Source organism: Thermopolyspora flexuosa (assembly GCF_006716785.1).
In the GTDB taxonomy this organism is placed as follows: domain Bacteria; phylum Actinomycetota; class Actinomycetes; order Streptosporangiales; family Streptosporangiaceae; genus Thermopolyspora; species Thermopolyspora flexuosa.
The window spans coordinates 1,344,364-1,358,993 of sequence record NZ_VFPQ01000001.1 but is presented as its reverse complement, the minus strand read 5'-3'; the positions used below and the strand labels follow the sequence as shown (position 1 = coordinate 1,358,993).

Here is a 14,630-nt window from a genome sequence, read left to right as displayed (position 1 = left end):
CTGACCGACCGTGTCCCGCAGATACAACGTCTCCCCGGAATACCCCGCCCCCTCACCGGAGTACTCCGCCCCACTGCCGCGCGGCGCGTCCCCGTACCCCGGTTCCGCCCCCGGACGCGGCGCACCCCCCGAATACCGCGGATCGTCCGCGTAGCCCGAGCCCACGGCCGGATAGCCCGGGTCCGTCGCCGGACCCGACACGCCCCCCGCACGCCCCGGATCACCCTGACCGACCGTGTCCCGCAGATACAACGTCTCCCCGGAATACCCCGCCCCCTCACCGGAGTACTCCGCTCCACCGCCCCGGGGACCACCGGGGAACGCCGGGCCCTGGTCCGGATACCCCGGCTCCGCCGCCGGCGGCGTGCCACCCGCGCGCCCCGGCTCCAGGTGCTCCACCGCGTCCCTGAGGTACAGCGTCTCCCCCGGTTGCGTGTCCGCCTGCCGCGGCGCGTCCCCCGGTCGCGCGGAGTCGGCGGGATTCCCCGGGTGGACCTCGTTCACAGCGTCTCCTCCGCGCCCGCGCCGAGGCTCCTCCCCGCGCACCCGTTCCTGCTCACGCGCGAGCCGTACCCGGCGAGCGGCGCCCCCTCAGGGACCGAGCGGGCAGGCCGCCGCGGCCGACGCTTCCCCTGCTGCATACGTGCACAGCACCTCCTTCGCGCATTATCGGCGCCGGTGCCCGCATCCCAGGTCGATCCGGTTCGCCGCGCGGCCCGCCCATCCGCGCCGCCTCGCCGATAACGCCCTCGCCCGCATACCACAGGCCCTCCCCATCGCCCGCGATCACCGCGGTCCCGTGCCTGACCAGCGCCGACACTGTAGCCGTCCAGGCCGACAGCCGTACCGCCGCATCCCTCCCGGCACCGACCGGTACGGATCGTACGGACAATTGTGACGGTCACGCAGGCCGGTAGCGCACTGCGCGGCCTCGGATCGGGGAAGACTCCGACAGAAGAAGTACCACATAGGCTGGTTCACCGTGCGTTTCCTCAACGACCAGGCACCCTCCTTCGACCTGACCTACAGCGACGTGTTCATGGTTCCGTCGCGCTCCTCGATCGACTCCCGGCTGTCGGTGGACCTGTCCACGTCGGACGGAACCGGGACCACGATCCCCGTTATCGTCGCCAACATGACCGCGGTGGCCGGGCGCCGCATGGCCGAGACCGTGGCCCGCCGCGGGGGCCTCGCGATCCTGCCGCAGGACATCCCGCTCGACGTCGTCGCCGACGTGATCGACTGGGTGAAGCGGCGCCACCTGGTGTACGACACCCCGATCACCCTCACCCCGCACGACACCGTCGGCGAGGCGTTGCATCTGTTGCCGAAGCGAGCCCACGGCGCGGTGATCGTGGTCGACTGGGACAACAAGCCGGTCGGGGTGGTGACCGAGGCCGACTGCCAGGGCGTCGACATGTTCACCCGGCTGTCGGAGGTGATGTCGGCGTCGCTGCTCACCCTGCCCGCGGGCGTGGACGGCCGCCAGGCCTTCGACATCCTGACCGAGGGGCGGCACCGGCTCGCCCCGGTGGTGGACGCCGACGGGCGGCTCGTCGGCATCCTCACCCGGACCCAGGCGCTGCGGGCCACCCTGTACCAGCCGGCGGTCGACGCGCAGGGCCGCCTGCGCATCGGCGCGGCGGTGGGCGTGAACGGCAACGTCGCGGCGAAGGCGAAGGAGATCCTCGACGCCGGGGCCGACGTGCTCGTGGTCGACACCGCCCACGGCCACCAGCAGAAGATGATCGACGCGCTGCGGGCGGTGCGCAGCCTCGCCCCGGGCGTGCCGATCGTCGCCGGGAACGTGGTCACCGCCGAGGGGGTACGGGACCTGGTCGAGGCCGGGGCCGACATCGTGAAGGTGGGCGTCGGGCCCGGCGCGATGTGCACCACGCGGATGATGACCGGGGTCGGGCGGCCGCAGTTCTCCGCGGTGCTGGAGTGCGCGGCCGAGGCGCGGCGGCTCGGCCGCCACGTGTGGGCCGACGGCGGGGTACGGCACCCGCGGGACGTGGCGCTGGCGCTCGCCGCCGGGGCGTCTAACGTGATGATCGGCTCCTGGTTCGCGGGCACGCTGGAGTCGCCCGGCGACGTTCAGGTCGACTCGGACGGGCGGCGCTACAAGGAGAGCTTCGGTATGGCCTCGGCCCGTGCCGTACGGCTGCGCACCGCCGACGACGACCCGTACGACCGGGCGCGCAAGTCGCTGTTCGAGGAGGGCGTGTCCACCTCGCGCATGTACCTCGACCCGCAGCGCCCGTCGGTGGAGGACCAGCTCGACGCGATCGTGGCGGGCCTGCGCTCGTCGCTCACCTACGCGGGGGCGTCGAACCTGGAGGAGTTCCACGAGCGGGCCGTGGTGGGGATACAGAGCATCAACGGCTACAGCGAGGGCATGCCGCTGCACCAGAGCTGGCGCTAGGCCGGCGCGGGCCGTCGCGTCCGGCGATGGCGTGACGAAGGCGACCGGCGGCGGCTCGGACGGTCCGGGCCGCCGCCGGGATCGTTGACGGCGAGGGTGGCCCTGAGGGATTCCGGCATACCGGTGCGTGGCCCGGGTAGGCGGTCCGGTCGTTGCGTGTCCTTGTGGCGGCCGTTGCGACGACGTCCGTCCCGCGGAACCCGGCGGGCGCCGCGCGGCCGGTGCGCGGAGGCGGCCGCGAGGCCGTAGAGTCGTGCGGTCGGCCGGGGTACGGCCGGCCCACACGCAAGCCGGACAGGAGTAGCCAATGGCACTACAGAAGCCGGAAGTCGATTTTCCGGAGGGGCGTCCGCCCGCGGACCTGCAGATCGTCGACATCGTCGAGGGGAACGGCCCGGAGGCGAAGCCCGGGCACACGGTGGACGTCCACTACGTGGGCGTGGCGTACTCCACCGGCGAGGAGTTCGACGCGTCGTGGAACCGCGGGCAGCCGTTGCGGTTCTCGCTCGGCGCGGGCCAGGTCATCGCCGGGTGGGACCAGGGCGTGGCCGGCATGCGCGTCGGCGGCCGCCGCAAGCTCGTCATCCCGCCGCACCTCGGCTACGGCGACCGTGGCGCGGGCAACATCATCAAGCCCGGCGAGACGCTCATCTTCGTGGTGGACCTGCTCGGGGTGCGCTGAGCCGGACCGGGCCGTCGGGCGGCGGGCGGCCCCGCCGCCCGTGGCCTTTCCGGCGCCCGCCGCGGCCCCGCGCCGCCCGCCGTGGCGCAGGGGCCGCAGGCCCACCGGTACGGCGGCCGCCGGGGCGGGTCTTGGGAAACGTCGGCCGCGTGATGCAGGATGGCCGTGTGCTGCTGATCGAGCTGGCTCGGACGTCCACGGCCGTGGCCGCCGACTCGGCCAGGTCGGCCAAGATCCGGCACCTGGCGGAGCTGCTCGGCCGGGTGGAGCCGGGCGAGGCGGAGATCGCCATCGCCTATCTGTCGGGCGTGCTGCCGCAGCGGCAGGTGGGGATCGGCTGGCAGACCCTGCGCGACCTGCCGCCGCCCCGCCAGGTGGCCACCGTGACGCTCGGCTGGGTCAACGAGCGGCTCGATCGGATCAAGGCGTGCACCGGCCCCGGATCCCAGGCGGCGCGCAAGGCCCTCGTCGCCGAGCTGTTCGGGGCGCTCACCGCGCAGGAGCAGTCGTTCCTCTCCCGCCTGCTCCGGGGTGAGCTGCGGCAGGGCGCGCTCGACGGGGTGATGATCGAGGCGCTCGCCAAGGCCGCCGACGTTCCCGCGCCCGAGATCCGGCGGGCGCTCACGCTGCGCGGCTCCCTGCCCGCGGTGGGCGCGGCCGCGCTCCGCGGCGGGGTGGACGCGCTGCGCGCGTTCCGCCTCGAGGTGGGCCGCCCGGTCGCGCCGATGCTGGCGCAGAGCGCACCGGACGTGGCCGCCGCGCTGGCCAGGATCGGCGGGCCCGCGGTGCTCGAGTGGAAGCTCGACGGCGTACGCGTCCAGGCGCACCGGTCCGAGGACCGGGTGTCCGTCTTCACCCGGACCCTCGAGGAGATCACCGCCCAGGTGCCCGAGCTGGTCGAGGCGGTGCGCGCGCTGCCCGCCACCGACCTCGTGCTCGACGGCGAGGTGATCGCGCTGCGCCCCGACGGGCGGCCGGAGCCGTTCCAGGTCACCTCCGGCCGGGTGGCGAACAAGACCGACGTGGCGCGGCTGCGCGAGTCGACCCCGCTCAGCGTCTTCTTCTTCGACGCGCTCCGCGTCGACGGCCGGGACCTGCTCGACCTGCCCGCCGCCGACCGGTACGCCGAGCTGTCCCGGGTGGTCCCCGGCAGGCTGCTGATCCCCCGGCTGGTCACCGCCGACCCGGAGGAGGGCACCCGGTTCTTCACCGAGGCGGTACGGCAGGGCCACGAGGGCCTGGTGGTCAAGTCGCTGGGCTCGCCGTACGCGGCGGGGCGGCGCGGCGCCGGGTGGATCAAGGTGAAGCCCCGGCACACCCTCGACCTCGTCGTGCTCGCCGCCGAGTGGGGGCACGGCCGGCGCGAGGGCAAGCTGTCCAACCTGCACCTTGGGGCCCGCGACCCCGAGACCGGCGGCTTCGTCATGCTGGGCAAGACCTTCAAGGGCCTCACCGACGAGCTGCTCGAGTGGCAGACCCGGCGCTTCCTCGAGATCGCCGAGGGCCCGACCGACAACTGGGTGGTCACGCTCCGCCCCGAGCTCGTCGTCGAGATCGCCTTCGACGGGGTGCAGCGCTCCCCGCGCTACCCCGGCGGCATGGCGCTGCGCTTCGCCCGCGTCCTCCGCTACCGCCCCGACAAGCGGCCCGAGGACGCCGACACCGTGGCGACCGTACGCTCCCTCATGATCTGAGCGGCCGCATGCGCCGAGCGCCCGCCGTTCGGCGCCTCGATCCGACGGGCGGCGTGGCATGGCCCGGCCTCGCGCGGTCTCCCCGGCTACTTGACCAGCCGCACGGTCATCGGATAGCGGAAGTCGCTGTCGCCGAGCGCGACGATCCCGCCGAGGATCCACAGGATCAGCCCGACGACCCAGATGACCGGGATGAGGGCGACGCCGATCACCGTGAACGGCAGCAGGATCGTCGCCCCGAGCATGGTGAGGTGGCAGTTGAGCGCCTCCACCGCGTGCCGCCGCACGTACGGGGATCTCCTCCCCATGACGAGCATCATGATCAGAGGGCCGATCACGATCAGCCCGGTGAGCGCCAGCAGGTGCGCCGCCGAGGCGCCGATCCGCTCGGCCGCGTCGGGCGCGCCCGGGTACGGCGGCGGGTACGCGTGGGCCGGCGCGGGCCGCGGGACGTATTCCTGGGGATAGAGGTCCTGCACCACCGGTGCCAGCTCGCCGTGCGTGCGGGCGGTCATCGCGCGGTCGAGCCGCAGGTCCATCTCGTCCTTGTCGATCCGCCCCTCGGCGAACGCCGTCTTGATGCGCTCGACCACCTGCTCCCGGTCCTGGTCGGTGACGCGGAGCTGAGGGTGCGGGACGACCCGGCCGCCGGGCCCCCGAGGTACCGCAGCCTGCATATGCCTCATCCTCTCCGGCCGCCCGTTTGGCGCGTGAAATCAGCCTTTTCGTGGGTGCCGTTCCATCGTGCGCCCGGCCGCGGACGCCGTCCATCGGGAAAAACCCCGAGCCTTCCCCGACCCGACCCCGATGGCGCTGCCCAAGTCAGGGTCAAGAAAGGTATACAAGGGTTATGAGATGGCGGGATCGCTACGGAATCAGGCGATGGCGCGGGCGCAAGGTCGCCAAATTCGATCGTGAGGCCACCGACGCCGACATCGAGGCCCTCATCGCCTTCGCCAAGTCACGCCGCGGCGTGGAGTTCTACGTCGAGCCCGAGACGTTCGCCACCGACACCACCGCGGTCGCGGTGGCCCACGACGGCGAGTGGACCCGCAGACGGGTCGGCTCCCCGCAGGTCATCCACAAGGTCGCCCGAGACCTCGCCCTCCCGGTCTACGACGTCCAGCTCACCGGCTACCCCGCCCGGATGCGCGCCTACAACGAACGCCGCAAGGCCGAGGGCAACAGCCTCTGACCCACCCTCGTCCCGCACGAACACCACTCCTCAGCCCGGAGGAGGACGGAAACCCCGTCCACGGTCGGCCTGCGCCGGACGCGGGCATCACCCCTGCCTGGCGCACTGCGCGAACCCGCCCGGGCCGGACACACACGCCTGATCAGACCGGAACGCGCACACCCCGGCCACGACACACACCGCTGCGGCTCTGTCTCACCTTCCACCGCCCCGCCGATGCGGTACGCCCGCGGCGTGATACGGCGCCACGTGTTGCATTGCGACCTCTCCCAAGAGCGATGGGCCCCGGCCCCTTGAATACCGTGGCGGTTCGCCGGCTCGTCGTTGCGGCCCTCGCAGTGCGATGCGGATCTAACGCGGTGCAAGTCCCAGGCGAACGTCGATCTATCGCCGCGACGAAACGCGGATTTCGCGCGAACCTCGGTGGCGCAGAACCCCAAAGGGTTGCTGCAATGTGCCGTTCATCCCGCCGGCCCAGACGTGCGACTTTGCCACCCGCACGGTCGGCGAGCTGCACGAACTCCAGCAGCGCGTCCGCCTCCAGCAGCGCGTCCGCCCGCCGCCGTGCCTCCCGCCGGGGATCCCGCAGTAGCGGGCGTCGGTGATCAGGTTCTCGCGTACCGTCAGATCCTCGCCGAGGGTGTCGAGCTGCGGGCGCACCCCGAGCCGGGCCCGGATCCGCGCACCGCATGACCGGCGGCAGCCCTACCCCGCCGCGGACATTGGACAGGTGTCGGTGTTCCTCGTGCGGTCACGGCGGCTCCAGGCACCTCGGGGCGGAATGGGCGAGGCCGACGGTGTCGAGTAGGCCGCAGAGGGGGAGCAGCCACGCCACGGTCGGGCGGCCCATCTGTTCATCGATTTCTTTCGAGGTCGGGCCGGAGCGGAGGACGTCGGGTGGGATGAGGCGGCAGAGGCCCTCCGACAGGAGGCGGGCCATCGTGTAGCCGGGGTCGACGGCGAGGGCGCGGTCGATCGCGATGTTCGCGAGGGTGCAGTCGCCGTTGCGCCAGGCGGTGACGCCGAGGAGGGACGCGGCGGGCGGGGTGAAGGGTGGCTCGAGTCTGGTGGTGAGGTCCCGCCAGAGCGCCAGATGGGCGGCGATGGTGTCGTCGTCGATGAGCGTCCACGCCTCGTCCCGGACGCGGATGACGGCGAGGTCGAGGCCGAGGCGCGCGGCCTCGTCGTCGGAGAGCCGGTCGCCGCGTTGATAGAGGCGCACCGCGTTCCGCACCCGCTCCAGGCCGGCGGTCACGAAGTCCACCGCGAAGTCGTCGGGGCGCTCGGCCGCGAGCAGGCGGCGGCGGAACTCGGCCGCGGCCCGCGCGGTCGCCCGGCGCATGGCCTGCCGTACCGGGCCGTCGACGGGGGTGAGCGTTCGCTCCAACGCCTCCCGGTCGGGGAGGGCGACCATGCCGTGGAGGGTGGCCTGGGCCGCGACCGGACTCGCTCCCACGTCGTACGGCACGCCCTCGGGCGGGCAGCAGCGGACGTTCCGGCACAGGTACGACCAGTAGCGGGCACCGTCGGTGCGGAGCGCCTCGAGGACCGCCACGCCCGCGTCCCGCAGCGCGGCGATCACCTCGTCGACCGCGGGGGTGACGCGCGGGCCCGGGCCGTAGCCGACCAGGGCCACCCGCGTGACCTCCTCCCGGGTGAGCAGCGGCACCAGCCGGGCCGTCGCACCGGCCGCGAGGGGCAGGTCCCACCGCGCCGTGAGCCGCAGCCGCCCGTCCGGTGGGCGCCCGGCGAACCCGGCGACCACGAGGCTGTCGGTGGGATGGAACCCCAGCAGGTAGGGCAGGGCGCAGAGCAGGTCGGTGGGCGAGGCCAGCACCATCCGGGGCTTCTCGTCGATGCTCATGGCCCATGAGCGTGCCCTTCGACGGGCGGCCGCATGTCCACCTAACCGCGATCTGTGGACAACCACGACCTGTGGACAACCGAGGGACGACCAACCGCCGTTCGCTCCCCGACGCTGCGGGCGACCGGGACCCGCTAGCGCGGCTCCGGCGGGAGGGCGGGCTCGTCGTCCGCGGACGCGGCGGGGTCGGGCGCGGGCACCAGCGTGCGCACCAGCACCACGGATCCGGCCACCGCGGCGGGCATCGTGACCACGACGGCGAGCGGGATCAGGAAGATGAGGAAGGCGAGCACGCCGAAGCCGAGCGCCGCCCCCATGTTCCGCCGCAGGATCCGGAACCGGTCGGCGCGCAGCAGCCCGCGCCGCTCCATCGGCAGGCCGGTGAGCTCGACGGCGAGGAAGAACCCCGACACCAGCGCGCCGAGCACCGGCACCACGGTCTGCCCGATCACCGGCACGAAGCCGAGCACGAACAGCGGGATCGTCAGCGCGGCGACCTGCAGCCCGATCACCACGCTGTCCCGCAGCGAGCGGAGGATCGACCGCCACAGCGACACGTCGGGCGCCTTGGGCAGGCCGCCCATGTCCAGCTCCACCCGTTCGGACAGCTTCTCGTAGAACGGGTCGCCGATCACGAGCGTGACCGAGACGTACGTCTTGATCGCGACGAGCAGGCCGAACCCGAAGATCACGACGCCCACGAGGAACCGGAACACGCCCCGCAGCCCCTCGGGCCACCCCTCGGCGAACGGGGTGAAGAACCTGGTCAGGTCCCCGACGTACAGTGCGAGCAGCACGAACGCGAGGACGTACAGCACGAGCGCCAGAAGGGCCGGGACGAGCCCGAGGAACCACCATCGGGGGTTGCGGACGACCCACCCCAGCCCGGCGAGGAAGCTCCGAGCCCCGGCGACGACCCCGCCCATCCCCTTGCCGACTCCCTGCGTGATCTCGCGGCTCATGCCGGGAACCCTACCGATTCGCCGCCAACCGCGCAGTGATCATAAGTCGCTGGCATCCGGACACACCGGCACCGCCGGAGCCCGGCCGGGGCGGGCGTTCAGGAGGGCGGTCGCCACAGCGCGGTGACCGGGACGCCGAGCTCCGCGAACAGCTCGCGCAGCAGCGGGAGCGAGATGCCGAGCACGTTGCCGTGGTCGCCGTCGATGCCCTCGACGAACCAGCCGCCGAACCCGTCGAGGGTGAACGCACCGGCCACCCGCAGCGGCTCCCCCGTCGCCACGTACGCCGCGATCTCCTCGTCCGACGGCCGCCCGAACCGCACCACGGTGGACGCCACCCGCGCCGCCTCCCGCCCGGTGGCCGCATCGATCACGCAGTGCCCGGTGAGCAGCCGACCGGTACGGCCCCGCATCATCCGCCACCGGGCGATCGCGTCGTCCGCCGAGGCGGGCTTGCCGTACGCGCGACCGCCGAGCTCCAGCACCGAGTCGCAGCCGATGACGAGCCCGCCGGTCAGCCCACCGGCCACGGCGGCCGCCTTCGCCCGGGCCAGCGCCAGGCACAGCTCGGCCGGGGTGTCGGCGCTGATCGCCTCCTCGTCGACCCCGCTCACCACGACCTTGGGGTCGAGCCCGGCGCCCCGCAGTACCGCGAGCCGGGCCGGGGACGCGGAAGCCAGCACGATCTCACTCATGTCGCCCCAGCCTACTGGCGGGGCGGAGACGGGCGGCGCCGCCCGCCGGATGCCCGGCGGCGCCGCCCGGAACGTTTCACCTCACGGTCCGTACCTTGGACACGATCGTGTTGATGTGCCGCCAGTACCGCTTCTGGCCGTCCGGGATGGAGACGAACACCAGCGCAGGCTTGCTCCTGGGCACCTCGGTCAGCAGCACGGCGGCCATGGAGCTGCGCTTCTTGCCCTTGACCTTGTACTTCACCTGGTAGGCGATGAGCCAGGCGTCCCGCTTGCCCACCTTGCGCGGCTGGGAGGCGACCCACTTGATCGTCGCGCCCTTGGGCTGGTGGTTGAGCGACCAGCGGGCGGCGAGCAGCGCGGTGTCCTTGAGCCGCTCCTGGACCAGGATCGGCACCGGGCACGAGACCAGCAGCGCGCGGTGGCCCGCACCCTTGGCGCGGGGCAGCACCTGGCGGGTCGCGAACGGCTTGGGCTGCGCCGTACGCCACTTCCCCGGCAGCCGCGGTACGGCGATGCGGGACCGGCGGTCCGTGATCCACCGGGTGACCTTGACCGGACGCCCCGGCAGCTTGCCGAGCCTCTTCGTCTTCGGCCGGCCCGGGATCCGGGGGTCGGCGAGCGCGGCCTCGATCGGCTTGAGCCGCTTGTCCGGCGTGGCCGGATCCGTCGGCGTCGCGGTCGGCTCCGCCGTGGCGGCGGGCGAGCCGGTACCCGCGGACGCGGGCTCCACGGTCGCGGGCGCGGTGGCCGTCGCCCCGTCCGGGGACGCCGAGGGCGCCGGGGTCGCGTCCCCCGGCGCGAGGGCGGAGACGGAGCTCGGCGACGGCGAGGCGGGCGCCGTGGTGGCGGTGGGCGTGCTCCCCGGGGCGGCGACCGCCGAGGTGGGACTCTCGTCGTCCCGGGTCACCCAGTAGGTCACGCCGCCGGCGGCCAGGACGATCACGGCCGCGGCGCCGGCCGCGAATCGGTAGATCACCCGCATCGGCAGGTCGCCCAGCCGCTGCCACAGCGACTGCTTCGGCGGCGGAGCGGGCGGCCGCGGCACCACGATCTTCGGGATCGGTACGGTCTCCGCCTCGGCCGCTATGTAGGACGGGACCGCACGAGTCCCATCGCTCCCATCCTCCCCATACGACACGATCCGGAGCGTACGACACTTCACCCGAGCCAGGTGCTAATTACCCATCACACTTCGGGAACGAGACTCTTTCCGCATATTCGTTCGACACGGGACAAGCCGGGTGAAGCCCGTCAGGCGATGCTGTCGAGCCAGGCCCGCCGCAGCGCGGCGAACCGCCCCGCCGCGGCGATGAGCCGGTCCGGTGGCCCGTCCTCGACGATGCGGCCGTCCTCCACGACGAGCACCCGCTGCGCGATCTCCACCGTGGACAGCCGGTGCGCGATGATCAGCGCGGTACGGCCGGCGAGCACGGTGGCCATCGCCCGCTGCACCAGCCGCTCGCTCGGCACGTCGAGGCTGGAGGTGGCCTCGTCGAGGATGAGCACCGCCGGGTCGGCGAGGAACACCCGGGCGAACGCCACGAGCTGGCGTTGCCCGGCCGACATGCGCCCGCCGCGCTTGCCCACCCGGGTGTGGTAGCCGTCGGGCAGGGCGGCGATGAACTCGTGCGCGCCGATCGCCTTCGCCGCCGCGACCACCTCGGCCATGGTGGCGTCCGGCCGCCCGAACCGGATGTTGTCCGCCACCGTGCCGGAGAACAGGAAGTTCTCCTGGGTCACCATCACCACGTTCCGGCGCAGCGTGGCCTCGTCGAGGTCGCGCAGGTCCACCCCGTCGAGCAGCACCCGCCCGGCCACCGGGTCGTAGAACCGGGCGATGAGCTTGGCGATCGTGGTCTTGCCCGCCCCGGTCGGGCCGACCACGGCCACGGTCTGCCCGGCGGGGATGGCCAGGTCGAGCCGGTGCAGCACCGGCGGGCCGTCGCCGTACCGGAACTCCACGCCCTCGAACCGCACCGCGCCCCGCGGCCCCGGCCCGGCGGGGAGCGGCACCGGGCGGGCCGGCTCGGCCACCGCGGGCCGCTCCTCCAGCACCCCGGCGAGCTTCTCCAGCGCGGCGCCGGCCGACTGCACCGACGTGTAGAACTGGGACAGGTCCTGCATCGGCTCGTAGAACTGCCGCAGGTAGAGCAGGAACGCGGCGAGCACGCCGACGGTGACCGTGCCGCGCAGCGCGAGCCACCCGCCGTACAGCAGCACGAGGGCGACCGTGACGTTGCCGATCAGCTTGGTGCCCGGCATGTACAGCGCGTTCAGGTGCATGCTGCGCCGGTTCGCGTCGCGGTAGTCGGCGTTGAGCCGCGCGAAGATCTCCTGGTTGCGGTCCTCGCGGCGGAACGCCTGCACCGCGCGGATGCCGGTCATCGACTCGACGAAGTGCACGATCACCAGCGCGACGGCCTCCCGGGTGCGGCGGTAGGCGATGGTGGACTCGCGCCGGAACCACAGCGTGAGCAGCACCAGCACCGGGAGCGGCAGCAGCGCGACGAGGGCGAGCCGGGCGTCGAGCACGAGCAGCATCGCCGCGGTGCCGGCGAGGGTGAGCACGGCGGTGACCACCCGGTCGAACCCGGAGCCGAGCATCTCCGAGATCGCCTCGACGTCGGAGGTGAGCCGGGCGATCACCCGCCCCGAGGTGTACCGCTCGTGGAACGACAGCGACAGCCGCTGGAAGTGGGTGAACACCCGGCGGCGCAGCTCGAGCAGGATGTCCTGGCCGACCCGGCCGGACAGCCGCAGGAACGCCTGCCGGGTGATCCCCTGCAGCAGCGCGGCCCCGAGCACGCCGCCGACCACGAGCAGCAGGGTGCCCGGGCCGCGGCCCGCCACCAGCGGCGGGATGCCGGTGTCGATGCCGACCTTCACCAGGTACGGGATGGCGAGCCCGGCCGCGCCCGACACCACGATGAGCACGACGAGCAGCGCGATCGGGGCGGGGTGCGGCCGCAGCAGCGAGCCGAGCAGCCGCCGGGAGCGGCCGGCACGGTCCAGCAGGAGCGCGGCCCGGCCGCCCGGCTCGTCCGGTTCCTGCTCCGCGGCCACGCCCCGCCAGCCGTCCGCCGCCGCGGACGGCCCCCGCGTGCCGGTGGCGCCCGGGCCGGGCGGGGAGGCCGGGGCCGGCCCGCGGGACGCGCTCATCGCAGCACCCCCTCGGGGTCGAGGTCGGCGTCCTGGGCGAGCAGCGCGCGGTACTCGGGCACCCGGGCGAGCAGCTCCTGGTGGCGGCCGACGTGGGTCACCGTGCCGCCGCTGAGCAGCGCGACCTTGTCGGCGAGCAGCACGGTGGAGGCCCGGTGCGCGACCACGATGCCGGTCACGTCGCTGAGCACCTCCCGCAGCGCCGCCTCCACCAGCGCCTCGGTCTCCACGTCGAGCGCGGACAGCGTGTCGTCGAGCACGAGCACCCGCGGCCGGGCGAGCACGGCCCGGGCGAGCGCGAGCCGCTGCCGCTGCCCGCCGGACAGCGACATGCCCTGCTCGCCGATCCGGGTGTCGAGCCCCCACGGCAGGTCGTAGGCGAAGGTCGCCTGGGCGATCTCCAGCGCCTCGCGCAGCTCCCGTTCGGTGGCGTGCGGGTTGCCGAGCATGAGGTTCTCCCGCACGCTCATCGAGAACAGCGTGGGCTCCTCGAAGGCGGTGGCGACCACCGAGCGCAGCGTGGGCAGCGTCAGGTCGCGCACGTCGTGGCCGTCGATGGTGACCCGGCCCTCGGTGACGTCGCGCAGCCGGGGCACGAGCGCGGTGAGCGTGGTCTTGCCGGATCCGGTCGCGCCCACCACGGCGAGCGTCTCGCCGGGCCGTACCTCGAGCCACACGTCGTGCAGCACCGGCCGGTCGGCGCCGGGGAAGCGGAACCCGGCGCCCTCGAACCGCACGTGGCCGCGCGGCCGCTCGAGCACGATCGGGCCGCCGACGATCGCCGGGCGGGTGTCGAGCACCTCCAGCACCCGGTCGGCGGCGGTCATCGCCTCCTGGCCGAGGGCGAGGATGTAGCCGAGCGAGGAGATCGGCCAGCCGAGCTGCAGCACGAGCGTGGTGAACGCGACCAGGGTGCCGACGGTGAGCCCGCCCGCGCCCACGGCGAGCGCGCCGAGCAGCAGCACGAGGGCGAGCGTGACGTTCGGGATCACCTCCACGAGGGTGAAGAACCGGGAGGAGAGCCGCACCTTGTGCATGATCGTGCCGCGCACCCGGCGGGCGGCCTCGTCGTAGCCCTCGTAGACGTGGTGCCGCCGGCCGAACGCCTTGATCGTGCGGATGCCGAGCGCGGACTCCTCGACCAGGGTGGCGAGGTCGCCCTGCTCGTCCTGGACCTGCCGGGAGACCTTGCGGTAGCGCCGCTCGAACCGCACCGACAGCACGATGATCGGCACCGCGGTGGCGAGCACGAGCAGGCCGAGCGGCCAGTGCATGTGCAGCAGCAGCGCGGTCACGGTGCCGAGCTGGACCACGTTCATCACGAGGAACAGCAGCCCGAACCCGAAGAAGCGCCGGATCGTGGACAGGTCCGTGGTGGCGCGGGAGAGCAGCTGGCCCGACTGCCATTCGTCGTGGAAGCTCATCGGCAGCCGCTGCAGGTGGCGGTAGAGGTCGTCGCGCAGCGCGGTCTCCATGCCGAGCACCGGCCGCACCTGGGTCCACCTGCGCAGGAAGATGAGGAACGCCTCGGCCACGCCGAGGCCGAGGGCGAGCAGGCCGAGCGGGAGCAGCGCGCCCGCGTCGCCGTGGCGCACCGGCCCGTCGATGATCTCCTTGCTCACCAGCGGGATCACGATGCCGACCGCGATGCCAGCGGTCGCCGCGACCCAGATCAGCACGAGCGCCCACAGATGCGGGCGCAGGTACGACTTAAGACGCCATAGCGAACTCGACTCGACCACGCTCCTCACCGATGAGGGACCGCCCGGGGCGGCCCGCCGTGCAGGGCCCTTTCAGAGTATTACCGGCCACTGACAATGCGTGATCGGTCAATAGCAGTACGTATCACCAGAAATGCGCATAAAGCGCTCTAAGGCGCGACGACCGAGCCCCTGGCGCCGGGTGAGGATCGACGCCACGGGCTCGGTTCATCCGGTCGGCCCGCTTCGCC

The 14,630-nt window shown here is 73.2% G+C and carries 11 protein-coding genes; 4 read left to right on the top strand and 7 right to left on the bottom strand.

Features of this window, described 5'->3' with window-relative positions; translation table 11 throughout:
- Positions 1-982 precede the first annotated feature (982 nt).
- From FHX40_RS06005 to FHX40_RS05995, 3 genes are all read left to right on the top strand, one after another.
- Positions 983-2,425 (top strand): GuaB1 family IMP dehydrogenase-related protein, encoded by a 1,443-nt coding sequence (locus FHX40_RS06005; RefSeq protein ID WP_142258688.1) that lies wholly within the window; start codon positions 983-985, stop codon positions 2,423-2,425.
- Between the two features lie 307 nt (positions 2,426-2,732).
- Complete coding sequence (locus FHX40_RS06000; protein WP_142258687.1) at positions 2,733-3,107, top strand: FKBP-type peptidyl-prolyl cis-trans isomerase; 375 nt, start codon at positions 2,733-2,735, stop codon at positions 3,105-3,107.
- Between the two features lie 152 nt (positions 3,108-3,259).
- Positions 3,260-4,801 carry an ATP-dependent DNA ligase gene (locus FHX40_RS05995; protein ID WP_244941584.1) on the top strand — a complete coding sequence of 514 codons (1,542 nt, stop codon included), beginning with the start codon at positions 3,260-3,262 and terminating at the stop codon, positions 4,799-4,801.
- A gap of 86 nt (positions 4,802-4,887) precedes the next feature.
- Here FHX40_RS05995 and FHX40_RS05990 read toward each other — a convergent pair whose 3' ends face one another.
- Entirely contained in the window at positions 4,888-5,478 is a 591-nt protein-coding gene (locus tag FHX40_RS05990) for a DUF1707 and DUF4870 domain-containing protein (protein ID WP_142258685.1), read from the bottom strand.
- A 173-nt stretch (positions 5,479-5,651) separates the two neighbouring features.
- On the opposite strand from FHX40_RS05990, the gene FHX40_RS05985 reads away from it, so the two are divergent.
- Positions 5,652-5,996 (top strand): hypothetical protein, encoded by a 345-nt coding sequence (locus tag FHX40_RS05985; protein ID WP_142258684.1) that lies wholly within the window; start codon positions 5,652-5,654, stop codon positions 5,994-5,996.
- A gap of 751 nt (positions 5,997-6,747) precedes the next feature.
- Here the strand turns inward: FHX40_RS05985 and FHX40_RS05975 are convergent.
- The 6 genes from FHX40_RS05975 to FHX40_RS05950 form a co-directional block, all read right to left on the bottom strand.
- Positions 6,748-7,860, bottom strand: coding sequence for a DUF4192 domain-containing protein (locus FHX40_RS05975; protein WP_142258683.1), 1,113 nt, complete (start codon positions 7,858-7,860; stop codon positions 6,748-6,750).
- A 134-nt stretch (positions 7,861-7,994) separates the two neighbouring features.
- On the bottom strand, positions 7,995-8,822 hold the full coding sequence (locus FHX40_RS05970) for an EI24 domain-containing protein (RefSeq protein WP_229788607.1): 828 nt from the start codon (positions 8,820-8,822) through the stop codon (positions 7,995-7,997).
- Between the two features lie 98 nt (positions 8,823-8,920).
- Entirely contained in the window at positions 8,921-9,517 is a 597-nt protein-coding gene (locus FHX40_RS05965; RefSeq protein ID WP_142258682.1) for a Maf family protein, read from the bottom strand.
- A 76-nt stretch (positions 9,518-9,593) separates the two neighbouring features.
- Positions 9,594-10,658, bottom strand: coding sequence for a hypothetical protein (locus FHX40_RS05960; protein WP_142258681.1), 1,065 nt, complete (start codon positions 10,656-10,658; stop codon positions 9,594-9,596).
- A 113-nt stretch (positions 10,659-10,771) separates the two neighbouring features.
- Positions 10,772-12,679, bottom strand: coding sequence for an ABC transporter ATP-binding protein (locus FHX40_RS05955; protein ID WP_142258680.1), 1,908 nt, complete (start codon positions 12,677-12,679; stop codon positions 10,772-10,774).
- Positions 12,676-14,421 (bottom strand): ABC transporter ATP-binding protein, encoded by a 1,746-nt coding sequence (locus FHX40_RS05950; protein WP_211350182.1) that lies wholly within the window; start codon positions 14,419-14,421, stop codon positions 12,676-12,678. The genes FHX40_RS05955 and FHX40_RS05950 overlap by 4 nt, the downstream gene beginning before the upstream one ends.
- Positions 14,422-14,630: the final 209 nt, after the last annotated feature.

Excerpts from the sequence above, each read along its gene's own strand:
- FHX40_RS06000 (WP_142258687.1), top strand. The coding sequence starts at position 2,733 with ATGGCACTACAGAAGCCGGAAGTCGATTTTCCGGAGGGGCGTCCGCCC.
- FHX40_RS05995 (WP_244941584.1), top strand. The coding sequence starts at position 3,260 with ATGCAGGATGGCCGTGTGCTGCTGATCGAGCTGGCTCGGACGTCCACG.
- FHX40_RS05990 (WP_142258685.1), bottom strand. The coding sequence starts at position 5,478 with ATGCAGGCTGCGGTACCTCGGGGGCCCGGCGGCCGGGTCGTCCCGCAC.
- FHX40_RS05985 (WP_142258684.1), top strand. The coding sequence starts at position 5,652 with ATGAGATGGCGGGATCGCTACGGAATCAGGCGATGGCGCGGGCGCAAG.
- FHX40_RS05975 (WP_142258683.1), bottom strand. The coding sequence starts at position 7,860 with ATGAGCATCGACGAGAAGCCCCGGATGGTGCTGGCCTCGCCCACCGAC.
- FHX40_RS05970 (WP_229788607.1), bottom strand. The coding sequence starts at position 8,822 with ATGAGCCGCGAGATCACGCAGGGAGTCGGCAAGGGGATGGGCGGGGTC.
- FHX40_RS05965 (WP_142258682.1), bottom strand. The coding sequence starts at position 9,517 with ATGAGTGAGATCGTGCTGGCTTCCGCGTCCCCGGCCCGGCTCGCGGTA.
- FHX40_RS05955 (WP_142258680.1), bottom strand. The coding sequence starts at position 12,679 with ATGAGCGCGTCCCGCGGGCCGGCCCCGGCCTCCCCGCCCGGCCCGGGC.